The organism is Flavobacterium sp., from assembly GCF_046296355.1.
GTDB lineage: Bacteria > Bacteroidota > Bacteroidia > Flavobacteriales > Flavobacteriaceae > Flavobacterium.
The window spans coordinates 1-22024 of record NZ_JBKBLM010000020.1 but is presented as its reverse complement, the minus strand read 5'-3'; the positions used below and the strand labels follow the sequence as shown (position 1 = coordinate 22024).

Below are 22024 nucleotides of genomic sequence, written 5' to 3'. Positions count from 1 at the left end.
TTTACAAACTTACAGTTTCTTGATTTTTATCAGACAAAGGTTCAACTGAAAGCACATTTTTCTTTTGCCACAGGTATCTTTTACGTGCTTTTTCATAGGCCAAAAAATAATAAATCACAAAGAACCCAAAATACATTACCATTGCTTTTTGACGCATGATAATCCCTAAATTAGACATAACAAAGGTCATGGCAAATGAAGTCAATACAAAAATCATCGCAGACATCTTAACAACAGAAGGTGCTTTTTTAATAAAAGTAAAAAATGATTTTTTTAATATTTTAAAAAATAAAATCAAATACAAAAGGTTTTCTAGTGAGCTAAAAATACCCAATACATTGGGTGCATCAAAAAACAAAGGCCTGAACCAAAAAGTAAAAAATTTTAGTGGAAGCGGGTAACTATCCATAGCAACACCTGATCCTGCTTTTTCAGAAAGCGATTCAGAACGAGAATTGGCAAATTCACCAAAATCGGCTACAATATTTTCTGAACTTTCCAAATTGGCAACCGATAAAATAGAGTTTGAGGCTAAATAAATAAAAAGTAATCCGGAGAGCACTAAAAAATATCGGGCTCCTTTTGTGAGTTTTTTATCGCTTCCGAAAAACACCCCAAACATCACTCCGATTATCACAAAAAACATAACATGTGAGCGGATAGAAAAAATGAAAAAAGTGCCCAATAACAAGGCCCATATTCTTTTTTTTGGTAATTGAACCGCATAAACGAACATCATAATGCCCATAAAAATTAATGATCCTTTTCCCATAGAAGCAGACCAAAAATGCATGTTTGGAAGAAACAATAATATTTTTAATAAATCATATTTCCCGAATACGATAATCTTCTCCTTAATGTTCTCGCTAAAAAATAAGTAAGCATACACAAAGCCTATAAATCCAAACCATGAAAACAAAAGCATAAGCATCTCAAAACTAAAGCCAAAGTATTTCAAAAAAGGATACTCTATAAAAAAAACACCCCAATTGGTCATTGCTATGGTATCTAACCAACCACCATCTGAATACCTCAACACATTATGATAATGTTTAGAATCTGACGGATTATAAACAGCATAAACGTAGTAAGCTATGGTAAATAAAAGATGGTAAAGGAAAATTTTCTTAATTAGTTTTATGGAAACATGGGGATGCCTGATGACTATTCTTTTATAAAAGAACTCATTTACAAGAAACAATAAGGCCAATAAAACAATAATTCCCATCTATCTTTTATTTAAATTTTTGTGCCAAATTTCCAAATTTAATAAGGCAAACAATCCCTTATATCTTTTGACATCGTTGATTTTGCCTTTATTCAAATAAAAATCGTGTACATACTTCTGGTCTATAAAATTAGTGTAATAGCAATTACTGCTATGCAAGTAATCCATTGACATTTCTTTTAATTGATTACACAACAAATCTTTTACTGAAACTTCGAATCCTTTTTTAGGCAATTTATAAACACTGCCGTCAATATATTTTTTATTTAGTTCCCGTAATAAATATTTAGAGGTAAATCCTTTAATCTTCAAATTTTGGTCTAAAGCGGCACTCCATTCCATTAAATCAGTATCTAAAAAAGGAGATCTTCCTTCAATGCTGCTTTGCATGGTGGCAATATCCATTTTTTTAAATAATATTTTAGGCAAAATGCCGTAAAAATCAGTCAGCATGGTCTTTTCCAGTAAAGTTAAAGAAGTGTTCGACCATGACTTGTGCGAAAGATAATTAACATCTTCTAATTGACCATAATCGGGTGCATCAAAAAACAAATCTGTTGTGGCACTAAAGTACTGTTGCTCATTTTGGTACTTAAAAAATTCTGACAAGCGATTTAATTTAGACAAAGAACCGTTTTTGTTATCCGTGGCCGGTAATAACCCAAGTATATTTTTCCCTAAAGCACTAAAAAGTTTTATTTTTTCATAATTTTTATACAGTACATATCGTCTGTATCCACCAAAAATTTCATCACCTCCATCTCCGTTTAATATAACCCTTACGTGTTCAGAAGCGGCTTTAGCAACATAATAAGACGGAATTATACTCTCATCAATTATGGGTTCTCCATAGGAAGTCACTATTTTTTCATAATCATCTGAAAGAGAATCATAATCAATGGTTAACTCGTGGTGGCTTGTTTTTAACTGCTTGGCAATTAATGAAGCTACTTCCGATTCATCAAAACCACCTTTCATTTTTACGGTAAAAGTCTTCAAATTGGGGTTGGTTTTAACCGCAAAAGCACAAACCAAACTACTGTCTATTCCACCACTCAAAAAGGCACCAACTTCAAAATCACTCGAGAGTATTCTTTTTTCTACTGCTTTAGCAAACAAGTCATCCAATTGCTCAAGAGCAACGTTCTTATCTTTTATTTTTGGGGATAAAAAGTAGTCCTCAAATTTCCAATACTGAGAACGGCTTATTTTATGGGTTTCGACATTGTAGGTATAATAATGTGCCGGTAAAACTTCAAAAATATCATTATAAATGGTATTTTCTCCGCTTACAAATCCTTTTTGAAGATACCATTTCAGGTGGTGATGGTTGACGTCGGACGCCGATTTATAAACCAACAAAGCATTGATTTCACTGGCAAATGAAAATCCGTTATTAGGGGAAAAATAAAGTGGTTTTTTACCCGAACGATCTCTGACCAAATAAATGTTTTTTTCTTGCTTGTCATACAAGGCAAAAGCAAACATACCATCCAACTGCTCAAAAGCAGCGGTGCCCATTTTGGCATACAAGGCAATAATAACTTCTGTATCGGATTGTGTATTTAAAGAGAGTTGGTATTTTTTGGCCAACTCTTTATAATTATAGATTTCTCCGTTAAAAACCAAAACCACTTTTTCTGTTTCAAAAGGTTGGTTTCCTCCGGCAACATCGATTATGCTTAATCTTGCATGAAAAAAAGTGAGGGAATTAAATTCTTTAAAATACTGTCCATCCGGTCCACGATGTTTAAGTGAGGTGCTTATCCTGTTTTTCTTTTCGGCATCTAAAGAGCCCATACAACCAAATATTCCACACATAATTAAAAAAGTTCTAGTTCTCCAATAGTCCAATCAATGGAATTAAAAGATATAGCGGCATCGGTTTCTTTGACTTTTCTGTAAGTCACCATTGGAGCTTTGTTTTTCAGCTTTAAGCTAAGCAGAAATCGGTTCTGACTGATAAAGGTAATAAATCCGGCTGGGAACAAAAAAAACAGTCGAATCAAAACAAAAGTGGGCATCGTTGCATAACTACTGTTTTTATGAATGATGTCACATATTCTGAACTCCTTCAAAAATTTGACTTTTTTTTGTCGGTAAATAATCAAATAATTGTTGATTTCTACCAGCCCATATTGTTGTAATGCGATATCTTGGTAACGCCATTTGTAATAGTCGGCATCTTTACAAACAGTGAGTTTGTCTTCTTTATTAACCACAATATTGGAAAAATCATGTTGTAATAATTGGGTCTGATGCATTTTGAAATTGCCTCCCCAAAATGAAAATGTCGGAAAGACTTGTATCAATGGTTTTCCCCATTCTTTCCACCCCATTTTTAAATAGCCCGGTTTAGATTGTGAATTGGGCGTATTAAATATAAAGGCTTTTCCCTCTATTTGTTGCAAATCTTCAATTAAAGTCAGGGTCAATTTTTTAAAAATTCCTTTGCCCTGATAATCCGGATGAGTGGCAGTATCAACAGGCCTGTAGGCTTTATAAATTACTGCTTTGCTGTGAAATTTAAAACACATAAAGGCTCTGATTCCAATGAGTTTATCCTCATCCCAAGCCAAAATCACAGGAGATATTCCACCCGGATTTTGATTATGCTTCCAATTCCAAAAACCTACGGTTGGCGCGCCACCTTCAGTGCCCAAACAAAGCTCAAAGAGGGTAACAATTTGGTCAACATCTTCCGGTTTAGCCAATTGGTATACAAAGTTATTATCCATGATTCAGCACTTCTGTATAAATCGATTCTAATTGGTTTACCATTCTTTGTATGCTGTATTGATTTTCAACAGTAGTTCTGGCATTCTTTTTCATCGTTTCAAAGTTAGCACTTTCATCAATGCTCTTTTGCACTAATGTAAACAAAATATCCTCTGGTTCCTGAGAGGTTAACAAAACACCATTTTGAGTGTTTTTTAAAACATTTGGTATTCCACCGACTCCGGTACAAAAAGGAACAATCTCCATACTCATAGCTTCTAATAAAGCTACCGGAAGTCCTTCAAAGTCACTTGTAATCAAAAAAATATCCATATAATTCATGAAATCAATCGGACTTTCCTGAAGACCGGCTAAAAGTACATTTTGCAACTGATATTTTGCCATTAAAGCTTTAATCATTTCCATCTCGGGGCCATCGCCTACCATCAAAAATTTAAACGGTAATTTCTTTTGTTGGGCCAAATGAGCGACTTCAATAAAAATATCGAGTCTTTTTTGCTTTCTAAAAACCGCAACAGTCCCAATCACCTTGTCATTTACCACAAACTGTTCAACATTTTCTATACTTCCAAACTTATTTTTCTTTGAAAAAAAGGAAGTATTAACCCCATTGGGCACATATACAATATCATGAAAAAGGTTGTGCTTTTCTAAAGCTACTTTAGCATCTTCTGATACTGCTAAAACTTTGGTTTGCCATTGGTAAGTGAGCTTGCTCAATAAACGGGTTAAAAAGTGATATTTGTCAAAATTATTGTGCTCAGTATACAACACTTTAATCCCTGACAACTTGCTTACAATCCTGGCCAATACGCCTGCCCAAGGTAAATGAGCATGGATGATTTGTATTTTATTCTCTTTGCAATACGCTTTAACTTTAGCATATTGCAATAGCAATGAGAGGTTATTCTTGGCTGAAATACAAGTCACTTTTCCACCACTTTTTTCAATGGCATCAACCATTTGATTTTTCCAAGGCAAAAAATAGATGTAATGAAATTCAAACTTTGAGACATCATGAACTTTCAAAGTCTCAGGTAATAGCATTTCAGCACCGCCGCGACCTAATGATTTGATGATATGGAGTATTTTAATTTTTTCCAAAATAATAACTTTTAGCGCAGCTGTTTTAAATTAAAATAAACCGATTCAAACTGCTTGGCAATGGTAACATTACTGTATTTTTCATTCACTAAATCGAAAGCATTTTTTAAAAGAACTTCCATATTCTCGGTTAGTGCTTGATGCATTGCGGTTACAAATATAGCTTCCTCGTTTTTAGGAACTAAAAATCCTGTTGTTAAATTATCAATAACTTCTGAAATGCCGCCAACATTATAAGCCACAACGGGAACTTTACAATACATGGCTTCCAAAATTACGCCCGGCAATCCCTCAATGATACTGGGCAAAACCAACAAATCAGCCTTAGCAATATAATCCATCGGATTGGGAACCCAACCGTAAAAAGTGACTTGGTCTTGCAAATTCAAGTCGGTGGCCAATTGCTGTATTTCCTTTTTCTTTGGGCCTTCTCCCAATAAATGAAGATGAGAATCGGGTTGGTTTTCTAAAAACTCCTTAAAAATAACCAACAATCTTTCGTGGTTTTTTTCAAAACTGAAACCACCAACGTGAATGATATGGTGTTTCGCTTGCTTTCCTCCTTTCCATTCCGTTTCCAGTAAAGGGTTGATTTCAATACCAACAGGAAGAACCAACGTTTTTGAAGTGGTTTCCGGAAATAATGCATTGAGGTCTTTTTTAGAATTTTCTGAAACGGAGACAACCAACGAGGCATTTTGGTACAACTTTTTATTAATCCATTTGGTCAACGGATTTTTGATATAAAGACTTACCATACTAGCATTTCGAGCAATAATGGGTTGTTTCCATCCGAATATTTTTTGAGACAAAACTGCAAACTTCAAAGTATCACCGGCATTGCACTGTATGATATCGGGTTGGTGTTTTTGTATTAATTGGTTTAGCGCATTCCAACCTTGATAATCCGTCCATCGCTTATTAATAGGACGATTCATACTAATTTGCTCTCCCGAAAAGGGCAAATCACATTGCCCCGGAAATAAAGAAATCAAATACACTTTATGCCCTAATTGCTCTAAATGCGTTGACAATTGAGCAGCAAACATTTCGGCGCCACGTAGTTGGGATTTTTGTATGAGTTGGAAGATGATCACTAAATTTTATGTTGTTTTGGAAAGAAAATGTTCATACTGTTTCAGCATTTGGCGATTTACATTTTCCAACTGAAATTTTTCTTTAAAATTTTGTAAACTTGCTTTGCCCATGGTTGCTCTTAAAGTTTCATTTTGTATGAGGGTTAGTAATTTTTGAGCCAAATCTGCTGCGTTGCCAAGCTCATACATCAAAGCATTACTGTCAGCATCAACTACTTCCTCAAACACTTTGATATTCGAACAAACTATCGGCAATCCTGCAGCTTGGGCTTCAATCAGTGAACCACCTAAACCTTCATATTTGGAAGGAAAAACAAAGATATCCGACGCGGCCAAAATTTGGTTCACATCATGACGATGTCCTAAAAAAAGGATGCCGGTTTTTAATTGTTCTTGGGCTAAAAAAGTTTCAATTTCATTGGTATTATTTCCATCTCTTCCACAAAAAACAAATTTACAATGCAATGCTTGCAGTTGATTGTCTACGCTTTTGATGGCTTGTAGCAATTCTAAATGACCTTTTTGAAATTCTTGACGACCCACATGCGTTATGATAATATCGGTTGGAGAAAATTTAAGTTCATCAAGCAAAGCTTTTCTAACTTCGGCTTTGCTGTTTAAAAAAGCATTCTCCTTTCGGCCTCTATAAATTACACCAATCTTAGCAAGAGGAATCCCCAACTGTTGGCTGTAATGTTCGCGTACTTCATTAGTAATGGCAATAAACTTATCGGTGCCATTGATTTGAGTAATTCGGTCTAAGAACTTATAAAAATGCAATCCCCATTTATTGACTTTAGGATCAGAAAATCGAACCGCATCATAAGTACAATTCACCAAACTTTCTATATGAAAGAAAGATGTTTTTAGTTTGGCCCATCTGGTTCTCAAAGAAGCCCTAAATAAGACAGAATGTACTATATCGGGTTGGTATTCTTTTATAATTCGGGTGATACTGTTGACTTGTTGCCACAAATTTTGTTGATCGATGAAAGTCACTTCAAAACCGGCTGATAAGATTTCGCTTTCGATTCCTTTTTGGCGGTGTTCTAAAACAACAATCTTTACCGTTACCTTATGGTCACGCAAATAATACCAAAGTTCAGAATTGGATTTCTCGGCGCCACCGGTTCCAAGACTGTCTTGTACAAATAAAACTTTCATTACAGTATTGGTTTTTCAGTGTAATACGAATAGTTTTTTAATCCTTTTTCAGCAATAGTATTAATCGTATGCCATTCTTCTTCACTCAAACGGGCAAAGCTTTTGTGGTTTTGATTGGATACTTTCATTTTGTTGCCATGAACTTCAAAATCACCTTGTAAAGAATTATCATCAAAGGGGTTAATTTCTAAAAAATTGGTTACCTTAAGACAGGTTCCTTTTAAATCAGCTGTCATTTCTTCATACGAAATTTCAAGAAAATTATTAATACTTTCTCTCTCTCTTTCAACAATATTTATACTCGATTGCCATTGCTTTGCAGTATAATCGATTGGATACTTGTTCCCCAAAATAGGTTGGTTTTCTTTCATAACTATAGCTTTTCTTTTAATTCCTTCAGCAACAGCGTAGCCATTCCTAACGATATAAATAAAATAACTATTAGGAAAATGTTCTTGAAAGAAAGACATCCTTGCAGCATTAGCTATAGATTTTTCAACTACAATAGTAGGATTTCCTTTTACAAAATGTGACCAATGCCTTTTAGTGATTCTTGCCACTTCTGAAGCATTGTTTATATCGATTTTCATTTTTTCTTCACATTGTGACCACATTCTTTGCCAGCCATAGTCTTCGGGTCTAGGCAATTGATTGGTAAGCATTACACCTTCATCCGGCAATACACATAACTGATTGTTTTTTTCAAAAATCTCAGTTAAAAGAGTTGTTCCCGAATTGTAACATCCAATAATAAAAACCCATTTTTTGGGTTGCAATTCTTTTCCAAAAAAAGAAAAAATAGCACTAACCCATTTTGATTTTCTGTACCTTGAATATACTTTTTGCTTAAATGTTATGAAATTCATCTTTTTAAAATTTTATAAAGAAATATATTTAATGGTACCCATTTAGAGTGCCAACCCGATAGTATTAACTTGAATTTCCATATGGGTGTATCATCATTAACACTCAAACGTGAAATACGCAATGGATTGATTATCCCTTTATTTATTTTATGGTCAAATAAAAAAGCAAATTCTATTCCTTCTTGTTTCAAAACTGTTTCAGACATTTTATTGTATCCACCGTTTGGATAAGCAAAAACCGAATAACCTTTTAAATTGTTTGCTTCAAAAAACAGTTTAGTGTTTTTAATTTCGGCTCTAATCACCTCTTCATTACATTGATCAAACATCGGATGTGTGTCGCTATGATTAGCTATAATAATTCCGTTATCTTGCATTTCTAACAACTGTTTGATGGTAAGTTGTTGTTGTTTCAATAAAGGTTTGTCAGATAGACTACGTAACTTAATTAAATAATATATTCTTTCTTGATTTGGAATGTACTTTAACTCTGTAGCTTTTTTAAAACCCTTAACTTCTCCTTGATAATACATTATTTCATTCCACCAAAATGGTATCTCTGTTCCTATCAAGGAGGTAATTATAAATAAAATTGCAGGTATTTTATATTTCACCAATAATGGATAAGCTTCAGTATAGAATGTCAAATCGCCATCATCAACAGTAACCAAAACATTTTTTTGTTTTTTTAATATCTGAAGTTGTTTTTCAAAATTGGAAATATTTTCAAAACTGTGATATGTCACTATGGTTTTAGGTATGTTCATCTTCATTTTTTTGAAAAATATAGTTCATCATACTTCCTTATAAAATGTTCTAATTCCTTTTGTTGGCCTACAGTCAAATTATTATCTCTTTTTGCAATTGATTCAAATGATTCAAAGTATTTTGACAGTTTTTTTATAGCGCTTGTTTTTTTGAAATTGAAATATTTAATTTTTAAATAATTTCTCAATTTACCATCGGGCAACATTTCCAAGAAGAACATCAGGAATAATCTGTTTACAATCAAATGGGCATTAACCCTAACTTTATTTTTGGAACTCGTATTTTCTTTTACGTCATTGGACACTTCAAACAAAGGAATCGCTAACGCTTTACAAATAAAAGCGACATATTGATTGTTGTCTTTAATTACCTCATATTTGATAGCACTGGTTTTTGAAAAACGGTTGCTGACAGCATTTAACAAAAAGTCGTAATCAAATTTTTCGAGGAAATAGTGTCTGTTTTGGGCGTAATATTGGCTCATGGATTTAGTGCAAAATCCCCTGCTGACCACTCTAAAATTGTACAACGAATTGAAATATCCCTTTGGACTGCGCAATACAAGAATGACTTGCGCCCCAGGGAAAAGCTGTTTCAGATTGTCTAAAATACAAATCAATTGTTGCTTGCTAAATTTTTCAATAGCACCCGAAAAAAACTCATTACTGATGATTAAATCTTTTTGTCCATCCCAATCTTTTAAAATTTCCGACTTGTATTTTTCTAATTCTTGAACGGATAAATTAGCCTGGGTTAAGATTCTCCATGGTGGCAACTGAACGTAATGAAAATCTTTTAGACTAGGAAAAATATTATACTGCAGATAAGTAGTTCCTGTTTTATGCAATCCGATATGTAGGTGTACGTTCATATTTATTGCTGATTTTTGACAACACTCCAAAATTTCCATGCCTTTTCATTGACGTTAAACTTTTGGATAAAAGTGTTCGTGTCTGTTTCTAATTCCTGAAAAATCAAACGAAGTTCTTCTTGGGAAAGTTCCGGTTTGCTGACTTTTATATTCACAAGACGCCAAAATAAAAAATAAAGCTTAGAAACAATTCCATTTCCGAAACGCGAATGCACTGCATCAAAATACTTAATCAAGTACCTGTTTTCGGAAACATTTTGGGCAGAAACTTTGTCTACGCTAAAATTAATCCCCAGAAAGTTGGCGATTTTAGTATTGAATGCCGGTAAGTTTGTTTTTAAATCTTCAAACTGCAAAACCAATACATTTTTCTCTCCAAAAAGTTCAATGTAAGGCGCTATTTGGTATCCGTAATTACTTGTTTTAATGTAATTATCATCGTTTTGTAAAGTCGATTTAATTTGTTTAGTGGTTAGTCTTCCTCTAAGTAAATCGTGATAAATATTGGACACAATCCGTTCTAAAGGATCGCGAACAAGGTAGATTATTTTAGCATTGGCATCATATTCGTGAATTTTTTGGGCACACTCGGGAAACAAGTGTGTTTTAGAATAGCTTGGTGAAACATCCATTAAATACTTGGTGGTTTCGAGCGGCTCAAATTGGTTTTTGTACCAATTCATCCCTTTGGCTATTCTTTTGGTAAAAAAGCTGGTTTCTTTAAATTTTGAGAGGCAAACTTCCGGATTATTTTTAAACATTTGGTACAAAGAGGTTGTACCACATTTCATTCCTCCTATTACAAAGACTTTTTCCATTACAGTTTTGGGTTATTTTTTTTTAAGGGTTTTCCACCACTTCCGCCATATTGCTTATTGGCTTCCAAATTATCATAGTGTGCTTTGTCTCTGTACTTTATTACTTTGGCAGGATTACCACCTACTATGGCCAAATCAGGAACATCTTTGGTTACGGTTGACCCCATTCCTATGATGGCACCATCTCCTACACTAACGCCGGGTATTATATTGACATTCATTCCAACCCAAACATTTTTTCCGATGACAACTTTCTTTTTGATGGTTGTATTGTCATACGGTAATGCAATCCCTTCATAGTTGTGATTTACGGAATATATAGTAACGTTTCTGCTAAAATGACAATTGTCACCAATGTGGATTTCGCCTTCGGTTTTAAAATAGGCATTATCACCTATATGCACATTCTTGCCTAAAAATAATTTTGATTTGTTGGAAATGAATATTGAGCCTTTAATTTCACAACCTTGACCCGATGAACCCAACTGCTTTAAAATAAAAAATGAATTGTTGGCCAGTCTCCATTTCTTCTTAAATGTTTTAATTTTTTGCTTTAAGAATTGAAGTAATTTCATAGTAGATTTGTTTTACAAAAAATAAAAATATAAAGCTACATTTTAAAGAAAAAGCCAAATAAATATTTAATGAATCGCTTAAAAACGGGTTAATTTTTGTTAAAAAAGCTAAGATAATGACAAATTTCAAAAGCAGAAATTTATTCACCTTTAAAAATGCAAAAAATGAATAACCGGGAATCTCTTTGCTCACCTTAAAGTGCAACTGAGCGTATTGAAAAATCAGTCCGCAGGAATAACCGATAGTAATCCCAATTAAGCCATAATGTGAAAAAGAGAGCATCAATAGGACCGTAACAATTAAGTACAAAGAGGAATAATAAAAGGTGTTTTTAATAAAACCTTGTGCCCTTAGGTATTGCAGTGTGATTTTATAATTTAACCTAAACAACAAGCCTACCGTTAATATTTGTAACAATACTTCAGATGCTTTCCATTGGTCTCCTAAAAGTATCCAAACTATTTCTGAAGTCGAGCTCAATACAATTAACAAGGAAGGAAATATGAATAAATTCAGCAAATATTCAACTTTCAATATTTTTTTTAAGTGTTGCTTTTTATCCTCACCCATTTTGGCAAAATCGGCAAAAATAATATTGTCTAAATACTGAGAATATAAATTTTGAAGCGTGCTCATAATGCTGTAGGAACGGTTGTAAACACCCAAAGCATTTACACCCAACAACTTTCCGATAATCAAACCATCAGCTTGGTTTCCCATCATGCCAACAATTCTACTGGCGGTATTCCATTTGCCAAAATGAATTAAATCATTCCAAGCGGTTCGGTCAAACTTAAAAAAATACTTTTCTTTTTTTGCGAAATAAAACAACAGTGATTCAACCAAAACCTGGGCTACCAAAGGATAAACCAAGGCGTAAAAATTGGGTTGAAAATGATACACTATAAAAACAGCCGGAACATAAATACAGCTAAAACTGAACAGTTCAATCAGGCTGATTTTTTTGACCTTTAAATCCCGCAAGAGTATATTTCTGGAAATGGCGGAAAGTGCAATAAAAAGTGGCAACCAAAAAATATTTTTAAGGATAGTACTAAGTTCATTCACATTCAAAAAACCGGCGATGGCATCACTTCCAAAATACAAAATACCGGCAACTGCTAAAGCAAAAACGATATAAGAAAAGAATACGGTATTGATGTGGTTTTGATTGACTTCTTTTTGTTTGATTAAACTAGCACCTAAACCGGTGTTGGGAATCTCCATAAAAAGCACAATCAATATATTGAAGGTATGGAATATTCCAAAATCTTCCGGAACCAAATGCCTTGAAGTCCACATCAAGAGAAAGACCCGACAAAAGATTATAATTATCTTGGAAGAAGAATACCAAATACCATTCATTTCAAAAAATGTCCAGACAAAACTGTCTAATTATTACTAAACCAGCATTCCTGCCGCAACGGTTTCATTGGTAGCATCATCAATAAGGATAATACTTCCGGTAATTCTGTTTTCTCTATAAGAATCAGTCATTAATCGTTGGGTACATCGAATGGTAACACGAGCAATATCGTTCATTTTTAATTCTTTGTCCGTTTCAATTCGGTGATAAGAATTGATGTCAATTTTATAAACCACATTTTTGATAATGGCTTTTTGCTCATTGGTAGTATGCATAATTGTATATTTCGCATTGGGACGAGCCGAACCGTTATTGAACCAACAAATCATGACATCAAATTCCTGAAGCATTTCGGGTTGGTTATTGGTTTTCACAATCATATCGCCACGACCTACATCAATATCATCTTCCAAAGTCATGGAAACCGACATTGGGGCAAAAGCTTCATCAATCTCTTTCTCTCCGGCATTAATCGATTTGATTTTCGACACAAATCCCGAAGGTAAAACGGTTATTGAATCACCTACTCTGTAAATACCTCCGGCAATTCTACCGGCATAACCGCGGTAATCTATAAAACCTTCTCGTTGTGGTCTTAATACGGTTTGCACTGCAAAACGAGCATCAATTTTATTAATATCACTACTGATGTGAAGGGTTTCCAACAAATGAAGTAAAGGGGAATCTTGGTACCAATCCATGTTTTCAGAACGGTTAACCACATTGTCACCATCTAAAGCACTTATAGGAATAAAACGGATGTCTTTGATATTCAACTTAGACGAAAACTCTTCAAACTGATTAACGATATCATTAAAAACGGTTTCCGAATACTCCACCAAGTCCATTTTATTCACACAAACAATAATGTGCGGAATTTGCAACAACGACGCTATAAACGCATGTCTTTTGGTTTGTTCAATCACGCCGTGACGCGCATCAATTAATACAATAGCCGCGTTTGCCGTAGAGGCACCGGTAACCATGTTACGAGTGTATTGAATATGTCCCGGAGTATCGGCGATAATGAATTTACGTTTGGGTGTGGTGAAATAACGGTACGCCACATCAATGGTGATTCCTTGCTCACGCTCATCGCGAAGTCCGTCAGTAAAAAGTGCCAAATCCACTCCGGCGTGACCTTTACGTTTACTGGTGGTAGTGATGGCTTCTAATTGGTCTTCAAAGATTGATTTTGAATCGTATAATAGTCTTCCTATTAAGGTGCTTTTTCCGTCGTCAACACTTCCGGCTGTTGTAAAGCGCAATAATTGGTTGTTATCTATAATCATGATATTGTGAAAATTAATTGATACTGATTTGAGTTTGATAATTAGAAGTAACCTTCTCTTTTTCGGTCTTCCATAGCAGATTCCGAACGCTTGTCATCGGCGCGATTACCTCTTTCGGTGTGACGCAATGACGCTACTTCAGCTACAATTTTTTCCAAAGTATCTGCGTCAGATTCTATACCACCGGTGATGGTAATATCCCCTAATGTTCTGAAACGAATTTTTTTGGTTTGCACTTCTTCGGTTCCATCAAGAATAAGGTATTCAGATTTTGGAATCCAAGAATTATTGCGCCAAAGCACTTCTCTTTCATGCGCAAAATATAGCGATGGAATGGCGATGTTTTCTTTTTTGATGTAATTCCACACGTCCATTTCTGTCCAGTTACTAATTGGAAAAGCTCTGAAATGCTCACCTTCAAAATATTTTCCGTTCAGCAAATTCCACAATTCCGGTCTTTGATTTTTTGGATCCCATTGCCCAAAATCATCTCGGTGAGAGAAGAATCGTTCTTTGGCTCTTGCTTTTTCTTCATCACGACGACCGCCGCCAATGGCACAATCTATTTTGTGATTGGCAATAGCATCAAGCAATGTGGTAGTTTGCAAGGCATTTCGGTTGGCATTTTTGCCTCTTTCTTCTAAAACCCTACCGTTATCAATAGATTCCTGAACAGAACCTACTAATAAAGTCGCACCCAATTCATTGATTAAATCATCTCTAAATTGTATGGTTTCAGGGAAGTTATGTCCGGTATCAATATGCATTAAAGCAAATGGAATTTTGGAAGGATAAAATGCTTTTTTGGCCAAATGAGCCACGACTATAGAATCTTTTCCACCTGAAAAAAGAATAACAGGATTTTGGAATTGTGCCCATACTTCTCTTAGTATAAATATGGCTTCCGATTCTAACTCATCTAAATAATTTAAATAAAATTTACTCATTGCTGTTGGTTTCAATTTTTTCCTTGACAAAAGTAATCACTTTTGCCACGGCTATTGTTATGCTTTCATTATCAGTTTTAATCCAAATATCGGGATTTGTCGGACTTTCATAAGGTGAATCAATTCCGGTAAAGTTGGGAATGAGTCCTTTTCTGGCTTTTTGGTACAAACCTTTCACATCTCGTTCTTCGCAAGTGGCAAGATTGGTATCCACAAAAATTTCAACAAAGTCATTTTCGCCTATAATTTCTTTCACCATTTTTCTGTCTTTTTCTAAAGGCGAGACAAAAGCGGCTATGGTAATGATGCCGGCATCGACAAAAAGTTTGGCTATTTCTGCGGTTCTTCTTAGGTTTTCATTTCTATCAACTTCCGTAAAACCCAATCCGTGGTTGATTCCTCCTCTTAAATTATCGCCGTCTAAAGTATAGGTTCTAAATTGCATTACGTGTAACTTGGCTTCAACGGCTTCGGCTATAGTCGATTTTCCCGAACCCGAAAGACCGGTGAACCATAACACCATAGAAGGATGCTGATTCAATTTGTTTCTTGAATCACGGTTAACCGAATAATTTTGTTGTGTAATATTACTGCTCATTTTTCACGGGTATAGTTTCCAAAATGGTTTCCTCTTTTTTGGGCAAGCCAAATTTACTGCGATACCAAGCACGTTCGTGCAAGTAATACAAAATCATTTTGGTGGAAATCTCAGCCAAACCAACTTTTAGTCCGATAAATGGATTCCCCGATATAAACCAAGCAATCAGCATGGTATCAACGGTTCCAACCATGCGCCAAGTAACGGTTTTGGCTATATGTCGTTTTCGGCTTTCTCTTAATATTCCTTCTTTAGAAAGGTTAATTTTAAACCAAACCCTTTCATGTAAATAATACAAAAACATTTTGGTGGCCAATTCAGAAAGTCCAATTTTAAGACCTATCATCGGGTTGCCAGATATCAACCAGGCCAAAAGCATCGTATCAATTGTACCAACTATACGCCAAGTAACTGCTTTGGCTATGTGTCTTTTATGTGACTTATCAATCATTGCTTACGGAAAAATAAGGATTTAAAAGATTCTCTTTATTGTAATGCAATTCCTGATGGGTATTTTGCTGTAGTACTTTTAAGCCAACAGCATTACAAATAGCATGTCCTGCGGCTATATCCCATTCCATAGTAGGAGCAAATCTCGGGTAAACATCGGCTATTCCTTCAGCTACCAAACACAATTTTAAAGAACTTCCTCTGGAAATGATATCAATTTTTTTGGTGGTATTTTCTTTTAATTGGTCAACAAATTGCAGCGTATCTTCATTCATATGAGACCTACTTCCAACTACCCTAAAAAACTCATAGTGTTGTTTTGGAGCAATCGGCTGACTGTTGTTTAGAATGGTTGCTACAGTATCTCCTTCTCCAACAATAGCTTTATAGCCTACTGATTCGAGGATGTTTCCATAATACAACTCTTTGAGTGCCGGGGCAAAAATTACACCCATGATAGGTTTCCCATTTTCAACCAAAGCTATATTCACCGTAAACTCATCATTCTTTTTGATAAATTCTTTGGTACCATCTAGTGGATCAACAATCCAACAATGCTCCCATCCTACTCGCTCCGCATAAGGAAGTTGCTTTGATTCTTCACTAATAATTGGAATTTGGGTAGTTTTTAGAATTTGTTCTATTCGAAAATTAGCCTCTTGATCAGCAATAGTCAATGGAGATTCGTCTTCTTTAAAGGCTACTTTAAAATCTTTTTTATAAATTTCAAGAATAGTAGCACCGGCATCTAAAACCGCTGATATAGCAATTTCTTGAAATCTTATAACTTCTTCTTTTGAAAACATTTAATCAGTGTTTTTTTTTGACTCGTTGACAAAAGTAATTGTATTTAACTACCTATCAAATTAAAACTTAAAAAATAACGTTCTTATAATACCACTATCAAAAAATCCCCATCTCATTCTTATGAGACAGGGATTTCAATTCTTAATTCTGTATTATTTTATCTTAATACTATCGTTTAACCACACGAAGTGTCTTAACAACACCGTCTTGTGTGATAACTACATTGTAAACACCACTTGGGTATTGATCTCCGATGGTGGCATTCTTCAATTCAGCTACATTCAAAGTGTTTTGGTCTACCAAACGGCCTACCATATCAAATAATTTAACACCAATTGATGATTCACTTGAAGTCTTAACTCCTAAAGTAAAGTTATTAGCAAATGGATTCGGATAAGCCGTCGCTTCAAAACTTGAGCTTACCAAGGCAGTAGCTGTCCTAGCACCAAAGTCAGGCGTAGTAACCGCACAATCTTTTCCAAAAGGTCCGAACTCACCATACAATTCAACGGCAACTGTCACTACATAAGTAGTCGATGGCAATAAACCGGTAAACTGATTTAAGGTTACATAATTATTCGCACTGTCAACTGACTCACTATAAACCGGTACTTCCGGTGTAGAGGATAATTCATCAAACAATTCCAAACGGAAACGGTATTGAGTAGCACCGGTTATTATACCGGAATAAATATATTGTGTCATGGATGGGGTAAAGTCAATAAGATTACACTGGGCATCAACTATACCTGTAGTTGGGAACTCCGGGGTAAACACAGAACAAACTACCGGACTCCAATCTGAATACTGGATACTTGGCGTTACACCTGGCGTATTTACTCGGTAACGAACTGATACAGAATATTCTTTACCTAATCCAATAAATAAATTTTCCAACATGGTCAACCTAAAGTAAGGAACAATTCTTGGAATCGTTTCTTCAATAACCGCAGGAGCTGTTTCTCCCGGAGCTACGATACGGGTTACTTTAAATTCATAAAGATTGGCACTTCCAAGACCCGAAGTCGAATAAACATAAGCATTGATAGAAGCCAATGTTTGACCACATTGTGTTCCTACCACTTGAACCGTTGGCATAGAAGGTGTAGTAATAGTACACTGAGTACTATAACTTGATCTGATTTCGCTACCAAAACTGTTGTATCCATAACGAGATCTTACTTTATAAACAGTACCATAAGTTGCCGGCATAGACAAAGAAGTCAATCGGAAATAAGGTACAGTAGTAGTATAAACTTGCGTATGGGTTGGCAAACCTTCTACTTCGCGAATCACTTCAAAATCATACAACTGCACTACTGCAGGACCATTGCTGGCATAGATATATGAATTAATCGCAGTTAAAGTTTGATTACACTGGTTAGTTGAAATTTCAGAAACAGTGCTAATAACCGGTGCAGCAGGTGTAGTATATATAGCGGTATTACCATTATAAGGTTGCTCTTCTCCGTTTACGATAGCAGTGGCTTGAACTTCATAAGTAGCAGCGTAAGCCGCAATAGCTAAAGATGAAATAGCAAAAGTACGCGTAGCACTTTCAAACTCAACCGGAGCAGCCGGTGGTGAAGTTCTGGTTACTCTGAATTTGTGTACAACCGAAGCTCCTGAATATGGAGCGGTATTAGTCGCAACCGAACAAGTAATTGGAGTAGTCATAGCTGCTAAAGCACCACTTGGAGGAGTTACATTAGAAACAACCTCATCATGACCGTTAAATATAGAACCGTCACAATCGTCATCTTCACCGTTAAAATTAACTTCTGTAGCATCCGGATTAATATCTTGGTCAAGATCATCACAATCTTCATCATTAGTAGCAAAACCTGTTGGCGCTACAGCAGCACTAGAAGAACATTCCATACTGGTAGTTGTACTTCCGAATCCGTCATTGTCTGCATCAACGAAGAAAGAATATCTTGATTGAACAGCGATAACAGCTGTGTTATTAGTAGTAACTGTTAGAACAGGACTAACAACATCAGTTCTTTCAATTTGAGTAACCGTAAGGGTTAATCCGTTAAAAGAAGCCGGTAATGTTACTGCAAAGGTCGCAAAACCTGAAATATTAGCTACAGCATCGGTAAACGTTTGAGGAGCACCACCATTAATGTTGTAAGTAATAGTAGAAGTACTATTTGGCAATAAACCGGTAACGTTAAACGTACCTTCACTACCATCACAAACCTCTTCTGCACCACTTTGAGAAACGCTACCAAATGTTGGTGGCGTAGCATCTGTAGTAACGGTTACTACATCTGAATTGGCTGAAGTACTGTTGGTACTTTTAGCTCTAACTCTGTAGTAATAGTTAGTACTACCTTCTAAACCTGTAACCGGATAGGAAGTTCCTGCAACCGATTGGTTTTCAATGATAAACGATGGAGTTACATTATCAATTGAATGTGAACCCAAATTAGAAACTGTATCAATATTTAATTGCGTCCACTCTGCAGCTAAAGTTGGAAAACCACTTACTGGGTTAACAGTTACACCACCTAAAACAGTTGGTTTACGTACTAAAGTTTTATCACTTGTAGAAATACCCGTTGCTGTCCAAGCAGAACCTGGGTCTTCTCCTATTCTTCCAAAAATATCAACATAACTAGCTGTTGAAATTTTAAACAACGCAATAGCATCATCACCATTAAAATTTATTGCAGCACTTGAAGTAGCAGCACCTCCATAAACAGCAGCAGATGCATTTTTATATACAATTGTAGCACCATTTGCTAGAATCCCCGATAATGCTAAAGGTGGATTATTTGTTGCTGTAACACCACCATTTGAATACAAAATCAATTGGTAATCAGATAAATCTACTGAAGCACCTGTTCCATTATAAATTTCTATATATTTATTATTAGCAGAACCTTCAAAATACTCGGAGAAAAATAAATCAGTAGTTGGGGTTGTAATTCCAAAAGATGGATAACTACTCACATCCAATCTGTACTCATCAGCTCCGGTTACCGGTTCCCAATTGGCAGTAAAGCTGTCATAAGAAACAGGATCACCCGGCAAATCATTTGGTGCTGCTAATTGAGAAGTAGTAAAACTTAACGCAGCGCCAAAGGCTGCATCAACATCATCAATAGCAAAAGCCCTGTAGTAATAAGTAGTATTAGGCTCTAAATCTGATAAAGTGTAAGGAAGCGCATCAGTTATAGTTTGACTACCGGTAAAAATAGCACTAGTACTGTACTCAATTCCATAAGTAACCGGAGAACATCCAATCACAAAAGTTCCCGCATTGAAAGTAGCAGCAACAGCAGTAATATTAGTAGCTGCTGCGGTTGTTACTCCCGAAACTACTGTATTTACAGCAGTACCGGTAACCGAAAACTCAAATGGTAAAGCAAGTCCACCACCCGAAATAGAGAAAACATCACCCGCAAGCGTTAACTCTTCAATTGGTGCAAATTTTACCCAAACAACTTGATTGGATAATGAAGTACCACTATTTGGAATAGTTAATGAAGCAGCATAAGTTCCGTTTTCAGTTAAGGAATAAGTAATAACAGTATCCGCTCTTGAAGAGGAAACAGTCAAATCTGTACTGTTAAGGTTGAACCCGTTAAAAGTAAAACTGGCTTTAGCTTCAGTATTAACACAAACATCTCCAAAAGCCGGAGTACCTGTTGTTAAAACCAAATTCGCTGCCGTAACCGTATCGGTAGTTCTTGTGCCTGCTGTACCAAAAGCGGTTTCAACATTGGCACCATTTCTGGCTTTTACAGCAAAAGAGTAAAGTGTACTTGAGCTTAAACCGGTAACCGTTTTTATACCCCAAGTAGCAGCAGTTTGCCATACAACACCTGCAGCCAAACTTCCGTCAGCTTGAACATAATTCCCGCCGTTAGCTTGAATAGCATATTGAGTAGTAGATGGATTGCCATCACTTCCTCCGAGAGTAACATTTAAAGAAGTAGTAGTTGGAGTATCAACCGAAGGTGTTGTTGGTAAATTGGCTAAAGTGTAAAAACTGGAAGCTGTTCCATAACCTGTTCCTTGTGAATTGATAGCATAAGCATTATAATAATAAAGTGTATTCACACTCAAAACACTACCGGTAGATTTTGAAAAAGCACCTGCTCCGATACCAGGAGTATCAGTAGCCAATTGCGTAGCGCCTTCAGCTATAGTCGGAGTAGCATCGGTAGTAGAATAAACCGAACCGTTCCCTGAAACATCAGCACCATTAACAGCGGTAACATTTCCTGCCAAAGTAGCCGAAGTAGCACTGTCAACAACCGCAGCTGTAGTAGTAACCGTTGGTGCAGCTAATAAAGGTATAGGTGTAACACTCGCCCATGTTGTCCCAACTCTAATTTCATCTATATCTGCTTTTGGTGTTGATGATGAATTTCTTAAACAAATTGAAGCAAAAGCTGCAAAAGTGGAGGTACCACTAGTATTGGATATTGCACCTGATGGCTCAGCACCTCCTAAACTAGAAGGATTAACCCATAAACTAGCAACTGTAGGATTTGTGCCTCTATCATATTTCACAACTATAAGATAAGTTGTACCAAACACGAGATCTTGGGCAAACTCAGTAAAAGTAGTTGTTGTATTTGATATAGACAATCTATATTGTGCTCCAGAATTAACCGATTTTATCCCTAATCTTGCACCAAGGCTTGTAACACTTGTCCCTGAAGTAGCACCAAAACACATAAAATAATCTGGTGTAGTAGCACTTAATTGTGTAGCGTCTGCCACATTAATCAATACAGAATAGTATGCAATTGTTGCACCAGTCCCTGAAGTAGCTCTGTTAACATCTCTTGGTACTGTTGAATTTGAAGCTGGCAATCTAACCTTATCTCCAGTACTAGCTTGTAATCCTGTGTAACTTAAACTCCCTGATGTTACAGCTATAACTCCAACTTGACTATTACTGTGAGTAAACCAATTATTGACAGGTCCTCCAGTACTACTTGTTGAACCTCCAATATTTAGTGGAGAAGTGTAATTGAAGTCTTCATAAAGTGTCTGCCCATATCCTTTTCCGGACAAAAGCAGCAATAACATTGTAAAACTCAAGAAGAAAAAATGTTGAATTTTTCTAAAATGTAAAGTGTTTTTCATATTTGTTTTATAAAAATTGAACAACAAAATTAAATAGAATTAGAGGTAAAAAAAGAAAAAGATATTAACTAATTGTTAACCAGCCGAAAACAATCCGTTGGTCGATTTTTTCGTACAGTTGGTCGGGCAAAATAAGAACTGTAAAAAACAGTCAAGTAAGAATTTTATGTCTTTTAAAAACCGACGCCCATCACCAAAAAAAATCCCCATCTCATTCTCAT

At 35.6% G+C, this 22024-nt stretch carries 17 protein-coding genes and 1 pseudogene; all 18 read right to left on the bottom strand.

Annotated elements, in window-relative coordinates; all coding sequences use genetic code 11:
• Position 1: 1 nt before the first annotated feature.
• Positions 2–1228 carry a hypothetical protein gene (locus ACK4HO_RS09050; RefSeq protein WP_409665058.1) on the bottom strand — a complete coding sequence of 409 codons (1227 nt, stop codon included), beginning with the start codon at positions 1226–1228 and terminating at the stop codon, positions 2–4.
• Positions 1229–3049 (bottom strand): asparagine synthase (glutamine-hydrolyzing), encoded by a 1821-nt coding sequence (gene asnB / locus ACK4HO_RS09045; RefSeq protein ID WP_409665056.1) that lies wholly within the window; start codon positions 3047–3049, stop codon positions 1229–1231.
• Positions 3050–3051: 2 nt separating this feature from the next.
• Positions 3052–3966 carry a GNAT family N-acetyltransferase gene (locus ACK4HO_RS09040; RefSeq protein ID WP_409665055.1) on the bottom strand — a complete coding sequence of 305 codons (915 nt, stop codon included), beginning with the start codon at positions 3964–3966 and terminating at the stop codon, positions 3052–3054.
• Entirely contained in the window at positions 3959–5071 is a 1113-nt protein-coding gene (locus ACK4HO_RS09035; RefSeq protein ID WP_409665053.1) for a glycosyltransferase, read from the bottom strand. The genes ACK4HO_RS09040 and ACK4HO_RS09035 overlap by 8 nt, the downstream gene beginning before the upstream one ends.
• Before the next feature lie 11 nt (positions 5072–5082).
• Positions 5083–6168, bottom strand: coding sequence for a glycosyltransferase (locus ACK4HO_RS09030; RefSeq protein ID WP_409665052.1), 1086 nt, complete (start codon positions 6166–6168; stop codon positions 5083–5085).
• Between the two features lie 6 nt (positions 6169–6174).
• Positions 6175–7332 carry a glycosyltransferase family 4 protein gene (locus ACK4HO_RS09025; RefSeq protein WP_409665050.1) on the bottom strand — a complete coding sequence of 386 codons (1158 nt, stop codon included), beginning with the start codon at positions 7330–7332 and terminating at the stop codon, positions 6175–6177.
• Positions 7332–8198, bottom strand: coding sequence for a sulfotransferase family protein (locus tag ACK4HO_RS09020; RefSeq protein WP_409665048.1), 867 nt, complete (start codon positions 8196–8198; stop codon positions 7332–7334). The genes ACK4HO_RS09025 and ACK4HO_RS09020 overlap by 1 nt, the downstream gene beginning before the upstream one ends.
• Positions 8195–8965: a polysaccharide deacetylase family protein gene (locus ACK4HO_RS09015; RefSeq protein WP_409665046.1), complete on the bottom strand. Its 771-nt coding sequence runs from the start codon at positions 8963–8965 to the stop codon at positions 8195–8197. The genes ACK4HO_RS09020 and ACK4HO_RS09015 overlap by 4 nt, the downstream gene beginning before the upstream one ends.
• 2 nt (positions 8966–8967) lie before the next feature.
• A complete protein-coding gene (locus tag ACK4HO_RS09010; RefSeq protein ID WP_409665044.1) occupies positions 8968–9837 on the bottom strand; it encodes a hypothetical protein in 870 nt (289 codons plus the stop codon).
• Between the two features lie 2 nt (positions 9838–9839).
• Positions 9840–10655, bottom strand: a complete 816-nt coding sequence (locus ACK4HO_RS09005) for a sulfotransferase family protein (RefSeq protein WP_409665042.1) — start codon at positions 10653–10655, stop codon at positions 9840–9842.
• Positions 10656–10744: 89 nt separating this feature from the next.
• Positions 10745–10903: pseudogene (locus tag ACK4HO_RS09000) on the bottom strand (DapH/DapD/GlmU-related protein); the annotation flags it as partial.
• A gap of 292 nt (positions 10904–11195) precedes the next feature.
• Positions 11196–12596, bottom strand: a complete 1401-nt coding sequence (locus ACK4HO_RS08995; protein WP_409665040.1) for an oligosaccharide flippase family protein — start codon at positions 12594–12596, stop codon at positions 11196–11198.
• A 36-nt stretch (positions 12597–12632) separates the two neighbouring features.
• A complete protein-coding gene (locus ACK4HO_RS08990) occupies positions 12633–13889 on the bottom strand; it encodes a sulfate adenylyltransferase subunit 1 (protein ID WP_409665039.1) in 1257 nt (418 codons plus the stop codon).
• A 41-nt stretch (positions 13890–13930) separates the two neighbouring features.
• On the bottom strand, positions 13931–14836 hold the full coding sequence (gene cysD, locus ACK4HO_RS08985) for a sulfate adenylyltransferase subunit CysD (RefSeq protein ID WP_409665038.1): 906 nt from the start codon (positions 14834–14836) through the stop codon (positions 13931–13933).
• The gene (gene cysC / locus ACK4HO_RS08980) at positions 14829–15434 is read right to left on the bottom strand and encodes an adenylyl-sulfate kinase (RefSeq protein WP_409665036.1); all 606 of its coding nucleotides are present in this window, start codon (positions 15432–15434) and stop codon (positions 14829–14831) included. The genes cysD and cysC overlap by 8 nt, the downstream gene beginning before the upstream one ends.
• Positions 15424–15885 (bottom strand): DUF2061 domain-containing protein, encoded by a 462-nt coding sequence (locus ACK4HO_RS08975; RefSeq protein ID WP_409665034.1) that lies wholly within the window; start codon positions 15883–15885, stop codon positions 15424–15426. Before ACK4HO_RS08975 ends, cysC begins: the two co-directional genes overlap by 11 nt.
• Positions 15878–16690, bottom strand: a complete 813-nt coding sequence (gene cysQ / locus ACK4HO_RS08970; RefSeq protein ID WP_409665032.1) for a 3'(2'),5'-bisphosphate nucleotidase CysQ — start codon at positions 16688–16690, stop codon at positions 15878–15880. The genes ACK4HO_RS08975 and cysQ overlap by 8 nt, the downstream gene beginning before the upstream one ends.
• Before the next feature lie 169 nt (positions 16691–16859).
• A complete protein-coding gene (locus ACK4HO_RS08965; RefSeq protein WP_409665030.1) occupies positions 16860–21803 on the bottom strand; it encodes a lamin tail domain-containing protein in 4944 nt (1647 codons plus the stop codon).
• Positions 21804–22024 lie beyond the last annotated feature (221 nt).